The sequence below is a fragment of the Burkholderia territorii genome, assembly GCF_001718335.1.
Lineage (GTDB): Bacteria > Pseudomonadota > Gammaproteobacteria > Burkholderiales > Burkholderiaceae > Burkholderia > Burkholderia territorii.
Window position 1 is genome coordinate 2,070,422 of sequence record NZ_CP013366.1, and the last position, 16,622, is coordinate 2,087,043.

14 protein-coding genes are annotated in these 16,622 nt (G+C 67.4%); 10 read left to right on the forward strand and 4 right to left on the reverse strand.

Going from position 1 to position 16,622, the window contains the following annotated elements; genetic code table 11:
• Positions 1 to 44 precede the first annotated feature (44 nt).
• Both WS51_RS20120 and WS51_RS20125 read left to right on the forward strand, forming a co-directional pair.
• Complete coding sequence (locus WS51_RS20120) at positions 45 to 593, forward strand: peroxiredoxin (protein WP_009691824.1); 549 nt, start codon at positions 45 to 47, stop codon at positions 591 to 593.
• Between the two features lie 76 nt (positions 594 to 669).
• Positions 670 to 1,197, forward strand: a complete 528-nt coding sequence (locus tag WS51_RS20125; RefSeq protein ID WP_059503217.1) for a carboxymuconolactone decarboxylase family protein — start codon at positions 670 to 672, stop codon at positions 1,195 to 1,197.
• A 127-nt stretch (positions 1,198 to 1,324) separates the two neighbouring features.
• Here WS51_RS20125 and ispF read toward each other — a convergent pair whose 3' ends face one another.
• Complete coding sequence (gene ispF / locus WS51_RS20130; protein ID WP_059547340.1) at positions 1,325 to 1,810, reverse strand: 2-C-methyl-D-erythritol 2,4-cyclodiphosphate synthase; 486 nt, start codon at positions 1,808 to 1,810, stop codon at positions 1,325 to 1,327.
• A gap of 28 nt (positions 1,811 to 1,838) precedes the next feature.
• Entirely contained in the window at positions 1,839 to 2,549 is a 711-nt protein-coding gene (gene ispD, locus WS51_RS20135; protein ID WP_059503221.1) for a 2-C-methyl-D-erythritol 4-phosphate cytidylyltransferase, read from the reverse strand.
• Positions 2,550 to 2,657: 108 nt separating this feature from the next.
• Here ispD and mfd point away from each other — a divergent pair, with 108 nt between their 5' ends.
• The 4 genes from mfd (at position 2,658) to WS51_RS20155 (ending at position 9,128) form a co-directional block, all read left to right on the forward strand.
• Positions 2,658 to 6,128, forward strand: coding sequence for a transcription-repair coupling factor (gene mfd, locus WS51_RS20140; RefSeq protein ID WP_059547337.1), 3,471 nt, complete (start codon positions 2,658 to 2,660; stop codon positions 6,126 to 6,128).
• 96 nt (positions 6,129 to 6,224) lie between these two features.
• The gene (gene argE, locus WS51_RS20145) at positions 6,225 to 7,445 is read left to right on the forward strand and encodes an acetylornithine deacetylase (RefSeq protein WP_059503224.1); all 1,221 of its coding nucleotides are present in this window, start codon (positions 6,225 to 6,227) and stop codon (positions 7,443 to 7,445) included.
• A gap of 59 nt (positions 7,446 to 7,504) precedes the next feature.
• A complete protein-coding gene (locus tag WS51_RS20150) occupies positions 7,505 to 8,524 on the forward strand; it encodes a threonine/serine dehydratase (RefSeq protein WP_059464303.1) in 1,020 nt (339 codons plus the stop codon).
• A 76-nt stretch (positions 8,525 to 8,600) separates the two neighbouring features.
• Positions 8,601 to 9,128, forward strand: coding sequence for a DUF3574 domain-containing protein (locus WS51_RS20155; protein WP_236872372.1), 528 nt, complete (start codon positions 8,601 to 8,603; stop codon positions 9,126 to 9,128).
• 85 nt (positions 9,129 to 9,213) lie between these two features.
• Here WS51_RS20155 and WS51_RS20160 read toward each other — a convergent pair whose 3' ends face one another.
• The gene (locus tag WS51_RS20160; RefSeq protein ID WP_059547332.1) at positions 9,214 to 11,733 is read right to left on the reverse strand and encodes a penicillin-binding protein 1A; all 2,520 of its coding nucleotides are present in this window, start codon (positions 11,731 to 11,733) and stop codon (positions 9,214 to 9,216) included.
• Positions 11,734 to 12,170: 437 nt separating this feature from the next.
• Between WS51_RS20160 and WS51_RS20165 the strand changes: the two genes are divergently transcribed.
• The 4 genes from WS51_RS20165 to WS51_RS20180 all read left to right on the forward strand — a co-directional run bounded on the left by WS51_RS20165 (position 12,171) and on the right by WS51_RS20180 (position 15,583).
• Positions 12,171 to 12,851 carry a PspA/IM30 family protein gene (locus WS51_RS20165; RefSeq protein ID WP_059449977.1) on the forward strand — a complete coding sequence of 227 codons (681 nt, stop codon included), beginning with the start codon at positions 12,171 to 12,173 and terminating at the stop codon, positions 12,849 to 12,851.
• Between the two features lie 78 nt (positions 12,852 to 12,929).
• Positions 12,930 to 14,120 carry a tetratricopeptide repeat protein gene (locus tag WS51_RS20170; RefSeq protein WP_059806737.1) on the forward strand — a complete coding sequence of 397 codons (1,191 nt, stop codon included), beginning with the start codon at positions 12,930 to 12,932 and terminating at the stop codon, positions 14,118 to 14,120.
• Positions 14,121 to 14,373: 253 nt separating this feature from the next.
• A complete protein-coding gene (mscL, locus tag WS51_RS20175) occupies positions 14,374 to 14,805 on the forward strand; it encodes a large conductance mechanosensitive channel protein MscL (protein WP_006752022.1) in 432 nt (143 codons plus the stop codon).
• A gap of 331 nt (positions 14,806 to 15,136) precedes the next feature.
• Positions 15,137 to 15,583 (forward strand): hypothetical protein, encoded by a 447-nt coding sequence (locus WS51_RS20180; protein WP_027784713.1) that lies wholly within the window; start codon positions 15,137 to 15,139, stop codon positions 15,581 to 15,583.
• Between the two features lie 77 nt (positions 15,584 to 15,660).
• On the opposite strand, the gene WS51_RS20185 is transcribed toward WS51_RS20180, so the two are convergent.
• A complete protein-coding gene (locus WS51_RS20185; protein ID WP_059503230.1) occupies positions 15,661 to 16,554 on the reverse strand; it encodes an NAD(P)-dependent oxidoreductase in 894 nt (297 codons plus the stop codon).
• Positions 16,555 to 16,622: the final 68 nt, after the last annotated feature.

Consider the following 16,622-nt stretch of genomic DNA (forward strand, 5'->3'; position numbering starts at 1 on the left):
TAGCTTGACTCAGTCTTCTTCCCAACTCACACAGGAGTATCCGCATGAAAACCGTGGGCGATAAACTCGAAGCATTCACCGTCGTAGCCGCGAAGCCGGGCTTCAACAATCACGAGGAAAACGGCCAGTCGGCGTTCGAGACCGTCACCGAAGCGTCGTTCCCGGGCAAGTGGAAGATCATCTACTTCTATCCGAAGGATTTCACGTTCGTGTGCCCGACGGAAATCGTCGAGTTCGCGAAGCTGGCGAAGCAATTCGAAGAGCGCGACGCCGTCCTGCTCGGCGGCAGCTCGGACAACGAATTCGTGAAGCTCGCATGGCGCCGTGAGCACAAGGATCTCGACAAGCTGAACCACTACTCGTTCGGCGACGTCAAGGGCGAGCTGATCGACCAGCTCGGCGTGCGCGACAAGGAAGCCGGCGTGGCCCTGCGCGCAACGTTCATCGTCGATCCGGACAACACGATCCAGCACGTTTCGGTGAACAACCTGAACGTCGGCCGTAGCCCGGAAGAAGTCCTGCGCATTCTGGACGGCCTGCAAACGGACGAACTGTGCCCGTGCAACCGCGCAGTCGGCGGCGCAACGCTGTAAGCGCATCGATGCACGAAGCCCGCGGCGCACGTCCTGCCTGCGGGCTTTTTTAACGGCCAACCCATAGGAGATATCAATGGAATTCATCGACTCGATTAAGGCACGCATCCCCGACTACGCGAAGGACATTCGCCTGAACCTCGACGGCACGATCTCGCGCTCGTCGCTCGAAGGCAACGATGCAGTCGGCGTCGCGCTGGCGGCGGCAGTCGCGGCGAAGAGCACCGTGCTCGTGAAGACGATCCGCGAAGCCGGCGTGCTGTCGCCCGAAGAGACGAACGCCGCGTTGACGGCAGCCGCGCTGATGGGGATGAACAACACCTGGTATCCGTATGTCGAGATGGCCGACGACGCCGACCTGAAGACCCAGCGTGCCGAGCTGCGGATGGGCGCGTATGCGTCCCACGGCGGCGTCGACAAGCGCCGGTTCGAGATGTATGCGCTCGCCGCATCGATCGTCGGCAAGTGCCACTTCTGCGTGAAGTCGCACTATGCGCTGCTGAAGAACGAGCAGGGCATGACGACGACGCAGCTGCGCGATGTCGGCCGCATCGCGTCGGTGATCAACGCCGCTGCGCAAGTGATCGCCGCCGAAGGCGAATAAGCGGCACCGCGGTGCGGCGATCACGCGCGCACCGCCTCGCACCGCAAAACGAAAATGCCACGCAAGCGCGTGGCATTTTTTCATTCCGGCGGCGCAACGGCGCGCCGCCCGGAGCGGCTTCAGGCGCTCACGCGCCCCGCTTCACCAGCAACGCGGCGGCCTGCGCCTCGATGCCCTCGCCGCGGCCGAGATAGCCGAGCTTCTCGTTGGTCTTCGCCTTCACGTTCACGCGCTCGAGCGGCAGCCCGAGATCGGCCGCGATGTTCGCGCGCATGCCGTCGATGTGCGGCGCGAGCTTCGGCGCCTGCGCGATCACCGTGCTGTCGACGTTCTGGATCGTGAAGCCGGCCGCCGTCACGCGGGCAACGCACTCGCGCAGCAGCACGCGGCTGTCCGCGCCCTTGAACGCCGCGTCGGTGTCGGAGAAATGACGGCCGATGTCGCCTAGCGCGGCCGCACCGAACAGCGCGTCGGTAATCGCGTGCAGCAGCACGTCCGCGTCCGAATGACCGAGCAGGCCGCGCTCGTACGGAATCGTCACGCCGCCGATGATGAGGGGGCGCCCCGGGACGAGCTGATGCACGTCGTAGCCTTGTCCGATTCTGAAATCCATGCGTATTCCGGTTGAGATGAGGTGAAAGTCAGGAAGCGTTGGCGGGGCGCGCGAGGATCGCTTCCGCGAGCGCGAAATCTTCCGGGTACGTGACCTTGAAGTTGCGCAGGCTGCCCTGCACGACGCGCGGCGTATGGCCGGCCCACTCGATCGCGCTGGCCTCGTCGGTCAGGTCGTGCCCTTCGCGCTGCGCGCGCAGGATCGCGTCGCGCAGCATGCCGATGCGGAACATCTGCGGCGTCTGCGCCTGCCACAACGCGTCGCGCGATTCGGTGCGCGCGATCGCGTCGCCGCCGGCCGGCACGCGCTTGAGCGTATCGGCCACCGGCAGCGCGACGATCCCGCCGACCGGGTCGTCCTTCAGCGTCGCGACCAGCGTGCGGATCAGCTCGGGCGTGATGCCCGGGCGGGCAGCGTCGTGCACCAGCACCCAGTCGTGGTCGGTCGCGCCGAATTCGCCCAGCTCGAGCAGGCCGTTGAGCACCGACGCCTGCCGCGAGCCGCCGCCGCAGCGGCGCACCGCGAAACGCAGGCCCGCGAAGCGGCGCGCGTCGAAATGCGTGTCGTCGGGCGCGAGCACGACGAGCGTCTGCGCGAATTCGCTGCATGCGTCGAACGCGGCGAGCGTGTAATGCAGGAGCGCGCGGCCGGCCAGCGTGCGGTATTGCTTCGGCACGGCCGAACCGGAACGGCTGCCCGTGCCGGCGCAAGGAATCAGGGCGAAAAGTCGGGGAGTCACGAAGGGGAAACGCCGGAAAGATGAAATCGAGAAGCGGATTTTATAATAGGTCTTTCGTCTCGACCGGCGCACCGCGATGCGCCCGTGCCCGCCACCCCTGCCGTCCCTATGCCAGACAACGCTTCCACCCCGTTCGCCTCGCCCGTCGCCCGCGTCAAACCGGGCCAGCGGTTCGCCTTCGACGGTGCGCACGGCTCCGCCGACGCGCTCGTCATCGCCCGCTATCTCGCCGACAACCGCGACGCGGTCCCGCTCCTCGCGGTGATCTGCGCGAATGCGGTCGACGCGCAGCGGCTGTCGCAGGAACTCCGCTACTTCTCGCCCGATGCGCGCGTGCGTCTGCTGCCGGACTGGGAAACGCTGCCGTACGACACGTTCTCGCCGCACCAGGATCTCGTCTCCGAGCGCCTCGCGACGCTGCACGACCTCGGCGAGGGCCGCTGCGACATCCTGCTGGTGCCCGCGACCACCGCGCTGTACCGGATGCCGCCCGCGTCGTTCATGGCCGCGTACACGTTCGCGTTCGCGCAGGGCGAGCGGCTCGACGAAGCGAAGCTGAAGGCGCAGCTCACGCTGGCCGGCTACGAGCACGTGAGCCAGGTCGTGCGGCCCGGCGAATACTGCGTGCGCGGCTCGCTGATCGACCTGTACCCGATGGGCTCGCCGCTGCCCTACCGGATCGACCTGTTCGACGACCAGGTCGACTCGATTCGTGCGTTCGATCCCGATACGCAGCGCAGCCTCTACCCGGTGCGCGACGTGCGCCTGCTGCCGGGCCGCGAGTTTCCGTTCGACGAAGCCGCGCGCACGGCGTTCCGCAGCCGCTGGCGCGAAACCTTCGAAGGCGACCCGAGCCGCGCGCCGATCTACAAGGACATCGGCAACGGCGTGCCGTCAGCGGGCATCGAGTATTACCTGCCGCTCTTCTTCGACGAGACGGCCACGCTGTTCCACTACCTGCCGCAGGATGCGCACCTCGTGTTCGCCGGCGATCTCGAAGCGTCGATCCGCCGCTTCACGGCCGATACGAAGCAGCGTCACGCGTTCCTCGCGCACGATCGCGAGCGGCCGATCCTCGAGCCGCAGCGCCTGTTCCTGTCCGACGAGGATTTCTTCGCATTCGCGAAGCCGTTCGCGCGCGTCGTGCTGCCCGCGCAGCCGGCCGGCGGCTGGGCGACGGGCCTGCCCGAGCTCACCGTCGATCGCCATGCCGACGATCCGCTCGCCGCGCTGCGCACGTTCGTCGAATCGTCGGGCAAGCGCGTGCTGCTGACGGTCGAATCGGCTGGCCGCCGCGAAACGATCCTGCAACTGCTCGCCGAGCATCACCTGCGCCCCGCGTCGAACGACCACTTCGCAGGCTGGCTCGAAAGCGACGCGCCCTTCGCGCTCGGCGTCGCGCCGCTCGCGAGCGGCTTCGCGGTGCCGGGCGAAGGCTACGCGATCGTCACCGAAACCGAGCTGTACGGCGCGCTCGGCCGCCGCGCCGGGCGCCGCCGCCAGGAACAGGCGAGCAACGTCGATGCGATGGTGCGCGACCTGTCGGAGCTGAAGGTGGGCGACCCGGTCGTGCACGCGCAACACGGCATCGGCCGCTACATGGGCCTCGTGTCGATGGATCTCGGCGAGGGCGAGACCGAGTTCCTGCATCTCGAATACGCGGGCGACAGCAAGCTCTACGTGCCGGTCGCGCAATTGCACGTGATCTCGCGCTACAGCGGCGCCGATCCCGACAGCGCGCCGCTGCATGCGCTCGGCTCCGGCCAGTGGGAGCGCGCGAAGCGCAAGGCCGCGCAGCAGATTCGCGACACGGCCGCCGAGCTGCTGAACCTGTACGCGCGCCGCGCGGCCCGCGAAGGCCATGCGTTCGCGCTGGAACCGCGCGACTACGTGAAGTTCGCGGAAAGCTTCGGCTTCGAGGAAACCCCCGACCAGGCCGCGGCGATCGCGGCCGTGATCGGCGACATGACGAGCGGCAAGCCGATGGACCGCCTCGTGTGCGGCGACGTCGGCTTCGGCAAGACCGAGGTCGCGCTGCGCGCCGCGTTCATCGCGGTAATGGGCGGCAAGCAGGTTGCGCTGCTGTCGCCGACCACGCTGCTCGCCGAGCAGCATACGCAGACCTTCGCCGACCGTTTCGCCGACTGGCCGGTGCGCATCGTCGAGCTGTCGCGCTTCAAGACCACGAAGGAAGTGAACGCGGCGATCGCGCAGATCAACGAAGGCAGCGTCGACATCGTGATCGGCACGCACAAGCTGCTGTCGTCGGACGTGCAGTTCAAGCGCCTGGGCCTCGTGATCATCGACGAGGAGCATCGCTTCGGCGTGCGCCAGAAGGAAGCGCTGAAGGCGCTGCGCGCGGAAGTCGACGTGCTGACGCTCACCGCGACGCCGATCCCGCGCACGCTCGGCATGGCGCTCGAAGGGCTGCGCGACTTCTCGGTGATCGCGACCGCACCGCAAAAGCGGCTCGCGATCAAGACCTTCGTGCGGCGCGAGGAAGAAAGCGTGATCCGCGAGGCGATGCTGCGCGAACTGAAGCGCGGCGGCCAAGTGTACTTCCTGCACAACGAGGTCGAGACGATCGAGAACCGCAAGGCGATGCTCGAGGAACTCGTGCCCGAGGCGCGCATCGTGATCGCGCACGGCCAGATGCACGAGCGCGAACTCGAACGCGTGATGCGCGATTTCGTCGCGCAGCGCGCGAACGTGCTGCTGTGCACGACCATCATCGAGACCGGCATCGACGTGCCGAGCGCGAACACGATCATCATGCATCGCGCGGACAAGTTCGGCCTCGCGCAGCTGCATCAGTTGCGCGGCCGCGTCGGCCGTTCGCACCACCAGGCGTATGCGTACCTGCTGGTCCACGACCCGCAGTCGCTGACCAAGCAGGCGCAACGCCGGCTCGAGGCGATCCAGCAGATGGAGGAACTCGGTTCGGGCTTCTATCTCGCGATGCACGACCTCGAGATCCGCGGCACCGGCGAGGTGCTCGGCGACAAGCAGTCGGGCGAGATCCACGAGATCGGCTTCCAGCTTTACACCGACATGCTGAACGACGCGGTGAAGGCGCTGAAGAACGGCAAGGAGCCCGACCTCACCGCCCCGCTCGCCGCGACGACGGAGATCAACCTGCATGCGCCCGCGATCCTGCCGGCCGATTACTGCGCGGACGTGCAGGAGCGGTTGTCGCTGTACAAGCGCCTCGCGAACTGCGAGCACGGCGACGCGATCGACGGCATCCAGGAAGAGCTGATCGACCGCTTCGGCAAGCTGCCGCCGCAGGCGCACGCGCTCGTCGAGACGCACCGGCTGCGGCTCGCCGCGAAGCCGCTCGGCATCGTCAAGATCGACGCGAGCGAGGCCGCGATCGGGCTGCAGTTCGAGCCGAACCCGCCGATCGATCCGATGCGGATCATCGAGATGGTGCAGAAACACCGGCACATCAAGCTCGCGGGCCAGGACAAGCTGCGCATCGAGACGCGCTCGCCCGACCTGGCGATCCGCGTGTCGACGATCAAGGAAACGCTGCGCGCACTCGCGCCGCGCGCCGACGCGGCGAGCGCGGCACGTTGACCGCACGGCCGCGATGCTGCACCGCATCGCGGCCGACGAAGGCGGGCGAACGCGTTTTTGAGTATGATTTTCCAATTCATCAGACGGAGTCTTGCCATGTCCACTCTCGACGCGCCGGCGCCGTCCGCCGCACCCGAAGGCGACGCTTCGCTCGTCAGCCTGCCCTGGATCGAGCGGCTGGTGTCGATGGACACGACGAGCCGCGTGCCGAACCTCGGCCTGATCGAAACGGTGCGCGACGCGCTTGCCGCCAAGGGCATCGCGTCGACGCTCACGCACGATCCGCGCGAAGGCTGGGCCAACCTGTTCGCGACCGTGCCCGCCCACGACGGCTCGACCGACGGCGGCATCGTGCTGTCGGGGCACACCGACGTCGTGCCGGTCGACGGCCAGCAGTGGGACAGCGACCCGTTCGCGCCGGCGCTGCGCGACGGCCGCCTCTACGGCCGCGGCACGTGCGACATGAAGGGCTTCATCGGGGCGGCACTCGCGCTGCTGCCCGAGATGCAGGCGACGAAGCTCGCGCAGCCGATCCATTTCGCACTGTCCTATGACGAGGAAATCGGCTGCGCGGGCGCGCCGCTGCTGATCGCCGATCTCGTCAAGCGCGGCGTGAAGCCGTCCGGCTGCATCGTCGGCGAGCCGACCAGCATGCGACCGATCATCGCGCACAAGGGCATCAACGCGTACCGCTGCTGCGTGCGCGGCCATGCGGCACACTCGTCGCTGACGCCGAAGGGCCTGAACGCGATCGAATACGCGGCGCGCCTGATCTGCCACATCCGCGACATCGCCGAGCGCTTCCGCGCCGAAGGCCCGTTCGACGAGCTGTACGACGTACCGTTCACGACCGCGCAAACGAGCACGATCCAGGGCGGCAACGCGATCAACACGGTGCCGGCCGAATGCCGGTTCGATTTCGAATTCCGCAACCTGCCGACGCTCGATCCCGAGCAGATCTTCGCGCGCATCGAAGCGTATGCGCAGGAAACGCTGCTGCCGCAGATGCGTCGCGAGCATCCGAACGCGGCGATCGAATTCTCGAAGATCGCGGCCGCACCGGGGCTCGACGCGACCGAGCAGGCCGCGATCACGCAGCTCGTGCGCGCGCTGACGGCCGACCAGGACAAACGCAAGGTTGCCTACGGCACCGAGGCCGGACTGTTCGAACGCGCGGGCATCCCGAGCATCGTCTGCGGGCCCGGCAACATCGAACAGGCGCACAAGCCGAACGAATATGTCGAACTCGCGCAGCTCGCCGCCTGCGAGCAGTTCCTGCGCAAGTTCATCCGCAGCATGTCGGTCGACGCACGCTGACTGCCCCCGCCCCGCCGGCCTGCGTGCGCGGGCCGGCCCACCCCGCCACCTGCCACGTCATGTCGACTGAACAACAGGGCACTGCCCATACGACCATCGATGGCGAGCCGATCCCGACGCTCGATGAAATCGCCGCCCAGCATTTCGCGCTGTCGCCGTGGGTCGCGCGCACGCCCGTGTTCGAGCGCGCCGACCTGCCGTCGCTGGAGGGCACGCACGTCAACTTCAAGTTCGAGCTGCTGCAGGTGAGCGGCAGCTTCAAGGCGCGCGGTGCGTTCACGCACCTGCTGGCCCTCGACGAAGCGCGCAAGAACGCCGGTGTCACGTGCGTGTCGGCCGGCAATCATGCGGCAGCCGTCGCCTACGCGGCGATGCGTCTGGGCAGCAGCGCGAAGGTCGTGATGTTCCACACCGCGAGCCCGGCGCGCATCGCGCAGTGCAAGCAGTACCGCGCGGAAGTCGTGCTCGCCGGCAGCGCGTCGCAGGCATTCGACCTCGTGCGGCGGATCGAGGCCGAGGAAGGCCGCTTCTTCATCCATCCGTTCAACGGCTATCACACGATTCTCGGCACCGCGACGCTCGGCTACGAATGGGCGACGCAAACGCCCGATCTGGACGCCGTGATCGTGCCGATCGGCGGCGGCGGGCTCGCGGCCGGCATGGCGACGGCGCTACGGCTCGCGAATCCGCGCGTGCACGTGTATGGCGTCGAACCGGAAGGCGCGGATGCGATGTGCCGCAGCTTCGCGGCGAATCACACGATCAAGATGAGCGCGATGCAGACCATCGCCGATTCGCTGATGGCGCCGCACACCGAGGAATACAGCTACCAGCTGTGCCGGCGCCACGTCGATCGCATCGTGACCGTGTCCGACGACGCGCTGCGCGCGGCGATGCTGTTCTTGTTCTCGCACCTGAAGCTGTCGGTCGAACCGGCGTGCGCGGCGGCGCTCGCGGCGCTGCTCGGCCCGCTGCGCGAAACGCTGCAGGGCAAGCGGGTCGGCGTGCTGCTGTCGGGCACGAACACCGACCCCGCGACGCTCGGCATGCATCTCGCGCACGCGAAATTGCAGCGCTGAAGCCGCGCACCGCACCGAGGGTTATCCCCAGTTTATGTTGACAGCCCTGTTGATAACCCGCCGGACATGCACGCAAGTGGTTGAGCGCGCAGCGTTTTACGCGCGTGAAGCGTGCCGGACGCGAAATAGGCAGATAACGCCTGCGGACGCCCAAGCCGCGACGTGGCCGCGTCGCGCGCGCCACGCGATCGGCGCTGCCGCCATCGCACTGCTCGCCGGTTGCGTGACACCGCCCTCGCCCGTCATCGACACACCCGCCGCCTGCGTGCAGCCGGACGCGCGGCACATGCTGCAAGCCGACCTGCTGTTCGGGCGCGATATCGCCGGGCTCGGCCCCGTCACCGATGCGCAACGCGCGGCATTCCTCGCCGACGTCGTCACGCCGCGCTTTCCGGACGGTCTCACGTACTGGGACACCCATGGCCAATGGCGCGACCGCGCCACCGGCCGGATCGTCCGCGAAGCGAGTTTCGTGATCCGCATCGTCGCCGACGATACGGCCGACACGCGCACGAAGCTTGCCGAGATCCGGCAAGCGTACCGCGAGCGCTTCCGGCAGGAGTCCGTCGGCATCACGCTCGTGCCGGCCTGCGCGTCGTTCTGATTCGCCCTCGCCGGCCGACGCGCGACGACGCACAAAAAACGGGCGCCCGAAGGCGCCCGTCGCATGCGAGACATCCGCGTGTCGGTTACTTGTTCTCGAACATGTCCATGATCTGCTGCTTCTCCTGCTGCGTGACGGGCGGCGGCGCGAGCCCCTCCGAGCCGGCCGAGCCGAGCGCGTCGTTCGCGCTGATCGCGTTCGCGGCCGGGTTGATGTCCACGCTCCCGACGAAGCCGTTGCCCGGCGTGCGATCGGCGTAGTAAAGCTCGCCGTCGATCGTCGTCAGCCCGTCCGGCATCGGCATCTGCTGCTCGGGCACGCCGTTCAGCGCGGTGCGCATGTAGTTCACCCAGATCGGCAGTGCGAGCTGCGCGCCGAATTCGCGGCTGCCGAGACTCTTCGGCTGGTCGAAGCCCATCCATGCGACCGCGACGAGCGACTGCTGGTAGCCGGCGAACCAGCCGTCCTTCGCATCGTTCGTCGTACCCGTCTTGCCCTGCAGGTCACTGCGGCCGAGCACGTTGGTGCCCGCGCCCGTGCCGGCCGTCGCGACCGTGTGCAGCAGGCTGTTCATCACGTATGCGTTGCGGCCTTCGATCGTGCGCGGCGCGGTGCCGCCGGCGATCACCGGCTGCGACTTCTGCAGCGGCTGGCCGCGCGCGTCGTCGACTTCGGCGATCAGGTACGGATCGACCTTGTAGCCGCCGTTCGCGAACACCGCATAGCCGGTCGCGAGCTGCAGCGGCGTGACGAGGCCGGCGCCCAGCGCCATCGGCAGGTACGGCGGCGTCTTCGCCGGATCGAAGCCGAAGCGCTGCGTCACGTACTCCTGCGCATACTGCGTGCCGATCGATGCGAGGATCCGGATCGACACGAGGTTCTTCGACCGCTGCAGGCCCGTGCGCATCGACATCGGGCCGTCGGGCTGGTCGTCGTCCTTCGGCTCCCACGCGGTGCCGCCCGGCACGCTCGGCGGGAAGTACAGCGGCGCATCGTTGATGATCGTCGCCGGTCCGAGCCCCTTGTCGAGCGACGCCGAATAGATGAACGGCTTGAACGACGAACCCGGCTGGCGCCACGCCTGCGTCACGTGGTTGAACTTGCTCTTGTTGAAGTCGAAGCCGCCGACGAGCGAGCGGATCGCACCGTCCTGCGGCGCGATCGCGACGAGCGCGCCTTCGACCTGCGGCAGCTGCACGACCTGCCAGCCCGTCTTGCCGTCCTTCAGCACGCGCACGATCGAGCCCGGCTTGATCCGCAGCGTCGCATTCGCGCGCGGGCTCAGCGCGGCCGACACGAAGCGCAGACCGGCCGGCCCGATCGTCGTCGTCGCGCCGCCGACGAACTGCACCTCGACCGCGTTGGGCGACGCGGCGAGCACCACCGCCGACTGCAGGTCGCCGTTGTCCGGGTGGTCGGCGAGCGCATCGTCGATCGCCTCGTCGCGATCGTCGCCGGCGGCCGGCAGGTTGATCGAGCCTTCCGGCCCGCGATAGCCGTGGCGGCGCTCGTAGTCGAGAATGCCGCGACGCACGGCCTGGTACGCGGCTTCCTGGTCGGCCGCGTTGATCGTCGTCGTGACGGTCAGCCCGCGCGTGTAGGTTTCGTCCTTGTACTGCTGATACATCATCTGCCGCACCATCTCGGCGACGTATTCGCCGTGCACCGCGTACTGGTTGCCCGGCGTGCGCACGTGGATCTCTTCCTTCACCGCCTGGTCGTACTGCGGCTGCGTGATGTAGCCGATCTCGAGCATGCGCTTCAGGATGTACTCCTGACGCACTTTCGCGCGCTTCGGATTGACGACCGGGTTGTACGCGGACGGCGCCTTCGGCAGCCCCGCGAGCATCGCCGCTTCCGCGAGCGTGATGTCCTTCAGGTCCTTGCCGAAATACACGCGCGCGGCGGCCGCGAAACCGTACGAGCGCTGGCCCAGGTAGATCTGGTTCATGTACAGCTCGAGGATCTGGTCCTTCGTCAGCGCCTTTTCGATCTTGTACGCGAGCAGCATCTCGTAGATCTTGCGCGTATACGTCTTCTCGCTTGACAGGAAGAAGTTGCGCGCGACCTGCATCGTGATCGTGCTCGCGCCCTGCCGCGCGCCGCCGTGCATCAGGTCGGCAACGCCCGCGCGCAGGATGCCGAGGAAGTCCACGCCGCCGTGCTCGTAGAAGCGATAGTCCTCGATCGCGAGCACCGCCTTCTTCATCACGTCGGGGATGTCCTGGAAGCGCACGAGGCTGCGGCGCTCCTCGCCGAACTCGCCGATCAGCACGTGATCGGCGGTAAACACTCGCAGCGGCACCTTCGGCTGGTAGTTGGTCAGCGCATCGAGCGACGGCAGTTGCGGCGCCATCACGACCAGCGCGTAGCCGACGATCAGCGCACCGACGATCGCGAGCGTCGCGAACAGGCCGACGAACCACAGCGCGACGCGCGAGCCGAACGAACGGCGATCGCCGCCCCCGCTTCCGCGACGCTGCGTGCGCCGGTCGTCGCCGCGCTCATCGTCATCGGGGTAATAGGCTCCCGACGGCGAACGGCGCAGCGTGTAGTGAGGTTCGTTCCGGTCGGAAGGAGAAGACGGTCGTTTGATAATTGGCATGTCGGAATGGCGGGCGGCGTGGCGCCCTCGGACGCATGCGGAAAATGCAAGCGGATGAGTCAGAGTGGGTGCATCGTGGCAACTGTCACGTCGACAGACCCCGCCGCGCGGCGATCCGTTCCCGCGACGTGACAGCGCATTTTAATGAAATCGTCCGGCCGGCTTCGCGATTTTTTGTAAAAATTCCCGCACGAGCGTGAATTGCGGAACGTATTCGCGCCATGCTCCGCCTATCATGGACTCGCAACCCGCTGCGTGCCGCGGCATTTCTTTCAGATACGAAAGGTCGGCATCCGCACGCGCATGGCGCTTGAACTCGCGCACTTAAGCCGTATTTAAGGGGCCGGCGGTGTAATATCCGCGAGCTCACGCGGGTCGGAACGGATTCGCGACGGGCCTTGCCGCCCACGCGGCACCTTTTAACCACGGAGGATTTCATGTCGCTTTTCGACTCTGTTTCGCGCACGATCAAAGGCCTGCTGAACGACGCGGCCGACTCGGTACAGGATCCGTCGCGCGACGCACGGCAGATCGTGCGGGAGCTCGACGACAGCATCGGCCGTGCCGAGAATTCGCTGATCGAGATCGAGGCACAGGTCGCGACCCAGCGCAGCAAGCGCGACGCGGCCGACGACAAGGTGAAGAAGTACGAGGACGGCGCGAAGCGCGCGCTGCAGGCCGGCGACGAAGCGCTCGCACGCGAGGCGCTCGCCGCGCAGGCGAACGCCGAAGCCGAGCGCGATGCGCTCGCGGCCGAGCTGGCGACGCTCGAGCCGTCGGTCGACAAGCTGAAGGGGCAGATCGCCGACATGCGCCAGCGCCGCAACGATCTGAACGCACGCTCGAACATCCTGCAGGCGAAGCAGGAAATCGCGCAGGCGAAGGACGTCGCAGCCAGCGCGCTGGGTGGCATCGGCGGCAAGAACCTGTCCGAGGATTTCCAGAAGCTCGAGGACAAGGTCGCGCTGCAGAACGCCCGCTCGGACGCGCGCCTCAATTCGGCCGACACGTCGAGCGGCAAGGCGCTCGACGACAAGCTCGCCGCGCTGAACAAGGGCCCGTCGGTGGAGGACCGCCTCGCCGCGCTGAAGAAGCAGCTCGACACGCCCGCGCAGTAACGGCCACCGCGCCGCGGCCCGCCGGGCCTGCGGCGCGCACCGATCGTCAGGAGACGGGCGCTCGCGCCCGGTTCGACCATGAAGAAATCTCTCGCCGCTCTCGGCCTCTCGCTGATGCTGCTGTCGTCCGCCGCGTTCGCGGTCCCGTCGCTGCAGCAGGTCGAGCAATCGATCGCGCAGCGCAACTGGCAGCAAGCCGACACGCAGCTGTCGCAAGTCATCGACGCCCACCCGAACAACGCGCATGCGCGCTATTTGTACGCGCAGGTGCTGGACCGCGAAGGCCGCGCGTCCGACGCGCTCGCGCAACTGCAGAAGGCGAAGTCGCTCGACCCGCAACTGCGCTTCACCGACGCGTCGCGTTTCGCGCAGACCGAATCGCGCATCCGCGCGGACGCCGCGCGCACGAGCGGCAACGCACCGTCTGCCACGCAGAGCGGTTCGCTGCAGTCGTCGCTGGCCCCTGCCGCGCCGGTCGCGAAACACGGTCCGTCGACCGGCATGTGGATCGGCCTCGGGCTGATCGTCGCGATCGTCGCGCTGGTGCTGCGCTGGACGTTGCGACGCGCGCGCTCGGCCGGAGACGGTCGCGCCGACGACGAACGCCGCACGCAATTGAAGCGCGCGACCGACGTGCTGAACGACATCCGTCCGCTGAAGCTCGACGCGAAGCTGTCGACGGCGCCGGGCGCCGCCGCGCTCGTCAGCGAAATCGAAGGCATCGAGACCGACGCACGCACGCTCGTCGAAGCACTGTCGAACGGCAAGAATCCCGTGCCGCCGTATCGCGTCGACGAACTCGAACAGCGACACGCGAGCGTGAAGGCGCGCGTCGAAGGCCGCCCCGATCCGAGCGCGCAACCCGCGGCGCCCGCGAACGGCAGCGGCTCCGTGTACGCGCAGGAAGCCGATCGCGTGACCGGCGCGCAAGGCCAGCCATATCAGCAGCAACCGTACCCGCAACAGCCTTATCCGCCGCAGCCGTATCCGCAACAGCAGCCGCCCGTCGTGATCCAGCAAGGCGGCGGCTTCGGCGGCGGGATGGGTGGCCTGCTGACCGGCGTGCTGCTCGGCGAGGCGATGTCCGGCGGGCGCGAACGCGTGGTCGAACGCGATGTGATCGTCGACGACCAGCGCCGACGCCAGGAAAACAACGATCCGGGCTTCGACCTCGGCCGCGGCGACGACTCGAACTGGAGCGACGGCAACGGCGGCGGCGGCGTCGATCTCGGCAGCAACGACGACGGCTGGACCGACGACAACACCTGAGCATTGCACACGCGGACGTGGACGCATCGCATCGCGCCACGCCCGCCCCGTCGCACCGCGCTTCCTTTCAATTCCGCGCTCGCCGACCCGTCCGCGATTTGTTAATCATTTCAAGATGGGCTACCGGCAATGGGGCACGTTCGCTATCATGCGGCCATCGGCGTGCCTCCGATCCCCCTCCGACCCGTCAGACGCTTCGCAGCCCTGCGCGTCGCGGCACGCCTCCCCTCGCCCAACCAGGAGAAAGCCGCTCATGAGCATAATCAAGGAATTCAAGGAGTTCGCCGTCAAAGGCAACGTGATGGATCTCGCCGTCGGCGTGATCATCGGTGGCGCATTCTCGAAGATCGTCGACTCGGTCGTGAAAGACCTCATCATGCCGGTCATCGGCGTGCTGACGGGCGGTCTGGATTTCTCGAACAAGTTCGTTCTGCTCGGCACCATCCCTCCGTCGTTCAAGGGTAATCCCGATTCGTTCAAGGACCTGCAGGCCGCGGGCGTGGCCGCATTCGGCTACGGCTCGTTCATCACCGTGGCGATCAATTTCGTGATCCTCGCGTTCATCATCTTCCTGATGGTGAAATTCATCAACAAGCTGCGCAAGCCGGAAGAAGCCGCGCCGGCCGCGACGCCGGAAGACATCGTGCTGCTGCGCGAGATCCGCGATTCGCTCAAGCAGCGCTGAGCTTCGCGCCACGCAGCATCCGCCGGGCCCGCCAAGTGCGGGCCTTTTTCATGGGCGCGTGCCGCGCGTGGCCCATCGCACTTTTTTGTGACGCGCGAATGCACGCGCGGGAAAAGCAGGTCTATGATGGAGACTAAACGACAGTACGGGCGCCAAGACGCTGGCTGTGTCGATCATCGTGGCAAGCGGGTCGACGGGAGACATTGATCGTCGTACCGCGCGAGTGCAGCATTTTCGTGTGCTATAAAGGATCGACATGCGGCGTACATAGCCGGGAGTGGGTCGCATGAAAGTGCCGCATTTCTTGCAATTGTTTTTGAGGCGAGTGTTTATGTCCTTCCCGAAAAAACGTCGACGTGCGCAACAGGACGGCCAGGAGTCGTTCCTCGCGGTATTGCGCCACTCGAAACCGTTCGCGCAACTCGACACCAAGATTGCCCGCGCTCGCGCGCAGGACGAGCCCGTCCTCTATGCGCATGTGCTGCCCGGCCTCGACGTGCTCCTGTGCAGTGTGCGCGGCGCACAGCCGCCCTATCCGGCCATCGCCGAACTGCGCAAGCGCTGTATCGAATCGATCGCCAACGCACTCGAACAGCCGCTCGACGGCCTCGAGAACGGCGGGTACTGGTACGAGGCGAACGGCTTCGGCTTCCTCGTGTTCGCAAGCCGCGCCCGGGCCCGCATCCTGCCCGAATTTGGTGCAGGCACGAAGGCCAGCCTGCGCGGCGGCCTCGGACGCCAGAACGCCGGCGACACGACACCGCGCTCGCTCGGCTGAACCGACACCGACACGATGGGCCGCCTCGCAGCGGCCCATCGGCCATTCAGGCTTCCCGCTTCAGCGTCGCCGCATGCTTACTGCGCCGCCGCACGTCCGTTGCCGGGCCGGACGATGTCGATGAACGCGGCGAAATCGGCACCGGCGAGCCCTTGCGCGGCGCCCAGCCGAAGCACCTGCTGCACCGTGGCCGATACGGGCATCACCGCGCCCGTGTCGCGTGCGGCGTCGGCGATCGCGTCGACGTCCTTCTGGAACGTACTCAGCGCGCCGATCGGCGGATGGCCGCCTGACGTCATGCGCGGCACGAACGTCTGCAGCAGCACCGAATCGGCCCACCCGCCGGCCAGCGCATCGGCGAGCCGCGCGGCGTCGATGCCGCTCGCCTGCGCGAGGCCGACCGCTTCCGCGATCGCGGTCACCGTCGCGGTAACGATCGCCTGGTTGCAGAGTTTCGCGGTCTGGCCCGCGCCAGCGTCGCCCATGTGCGTGATGCGCGACGCATACGTGTCGATCAGCGGCCGCACCGCGTCGAGATCCGCCGCGCCGCCACCCGCCATCACCGCGAGCGTGCCGGCCTGCGCGCCGGGCACGCCGCCCGACACCGGCGCGTCGATCCAGCCGACGCCGAGCGTGGCCGCGCGCGCCGCATAGTCGCGCGTCGCGGCCGGCGGAATGCTCGAATGATCGACGATGCGCTTCAGGCGCCGCGCATTCGCATCGCCGGCAAGAAGCCCGTGCTCGCCGAACACGACGTCGCCGACCGCGCGACCGTCAAGCACGCAAACGAACACCGTGTCGACGCGCTCGGCCAGTTCGCGCGGCGTGTCGACCACCTGTGCACCGTCTTTTTCAAGCGCCTCTGCCTTGCCGCGCGTCCGGTTCCATACGCTGACCCGATGGCCCGCCGCCAGCAGATGCCGAATCATCGGCGCGCCCATCAATCCCGGTCCGCAAAATCCGACTTCCACGATGTTTCTCGCCTCCAATTGGGGTTGCACTTGCCGCCCATCATACCTATCACTCAAGAAGCCGGACA

What these genes read in the sequence shown, in the direction of transcription:
- WS51_RS20120 (WP_009691824.1), top strand. Translation starts at nt 45, where the DNA reads ATGAAAACCGTGGGCGATAAACTCGAAGCATTCACCGTCGTAGCCGCG.
- WS51_RS20125 (WP_059503217.1), top strand. Translation starts at nt 670, where the DNA reads ATGGAATTCATCGACTCGATTAAGGCACGCATCCCCGACTACGCGAAG.
- ispF (WP_059547340.1), bottom strand. Translation starts at nt 1,810, where the DNA reads ATGGATTTCAGAATCGGACAAGGCTACGACGTGCATCAGCTCGTCCCG.
- mfd (WP_059547337.1), top strand. Translation starts at nt 2,658, where the DNA reads ATGCCAGACAACGCTTCCACCCCGTTCGCCTCGCCCGTCGCCCGCGTC.
- argE (WP_059503224.1), top strand. Translation starts at nt 6,225, where the DNA reads ATGTCCACTCTCGACGCGCCGGCGCCGTCCGCCGCACCCGAAGGCGAC.
- WS51_RS20150 (WP_059464303.1), top strand. Translation starts at nt 7,505, where the DNA reads ATGTCGACTGAACAACAGGGCACTGCCCATACGACCATCGATGGCGAG.
- WS51_RS20160 (WP_059547332.1), bottom strand. Translation starts at nt 11,733, where the DNA reads ATGCCAATTATCAAACGACCGTCTTCTCCTTCCGACCGGAACGAACCT.
- WS51_RS20165 (WP_059449977.1), top strand. Translation starts at nt 12,171, where the DNA reads ATGTCGCTTTTCGACTCTGTTTCGCGCACGATCAAAGGCCTGCTGAAC.
- WS51_RS20170 (WP_059806737.1), top strand. Translation starts at nt 12,930, where the DNA reads ATGAAGAAATCTCTCGCCGCTCTCGGCCTCTCGCTGATGCTGCTGTCG.
- mscL (WP_006752022.1), top strand. Translation starts at nt 14,374, where the DNA reads ATGAGCATAATCAAGGAATTCAAGGAGTTCGCCGTCAAAGGCAACGTG.
- WS51_RS20180 (WP_027784713.1), top strand. Translation starts at nt 15,137, where the DNA reads ATGTCCTTCCCGAAAAAACGTCGACGTGCGCAACAGGACGGCCAGGAG.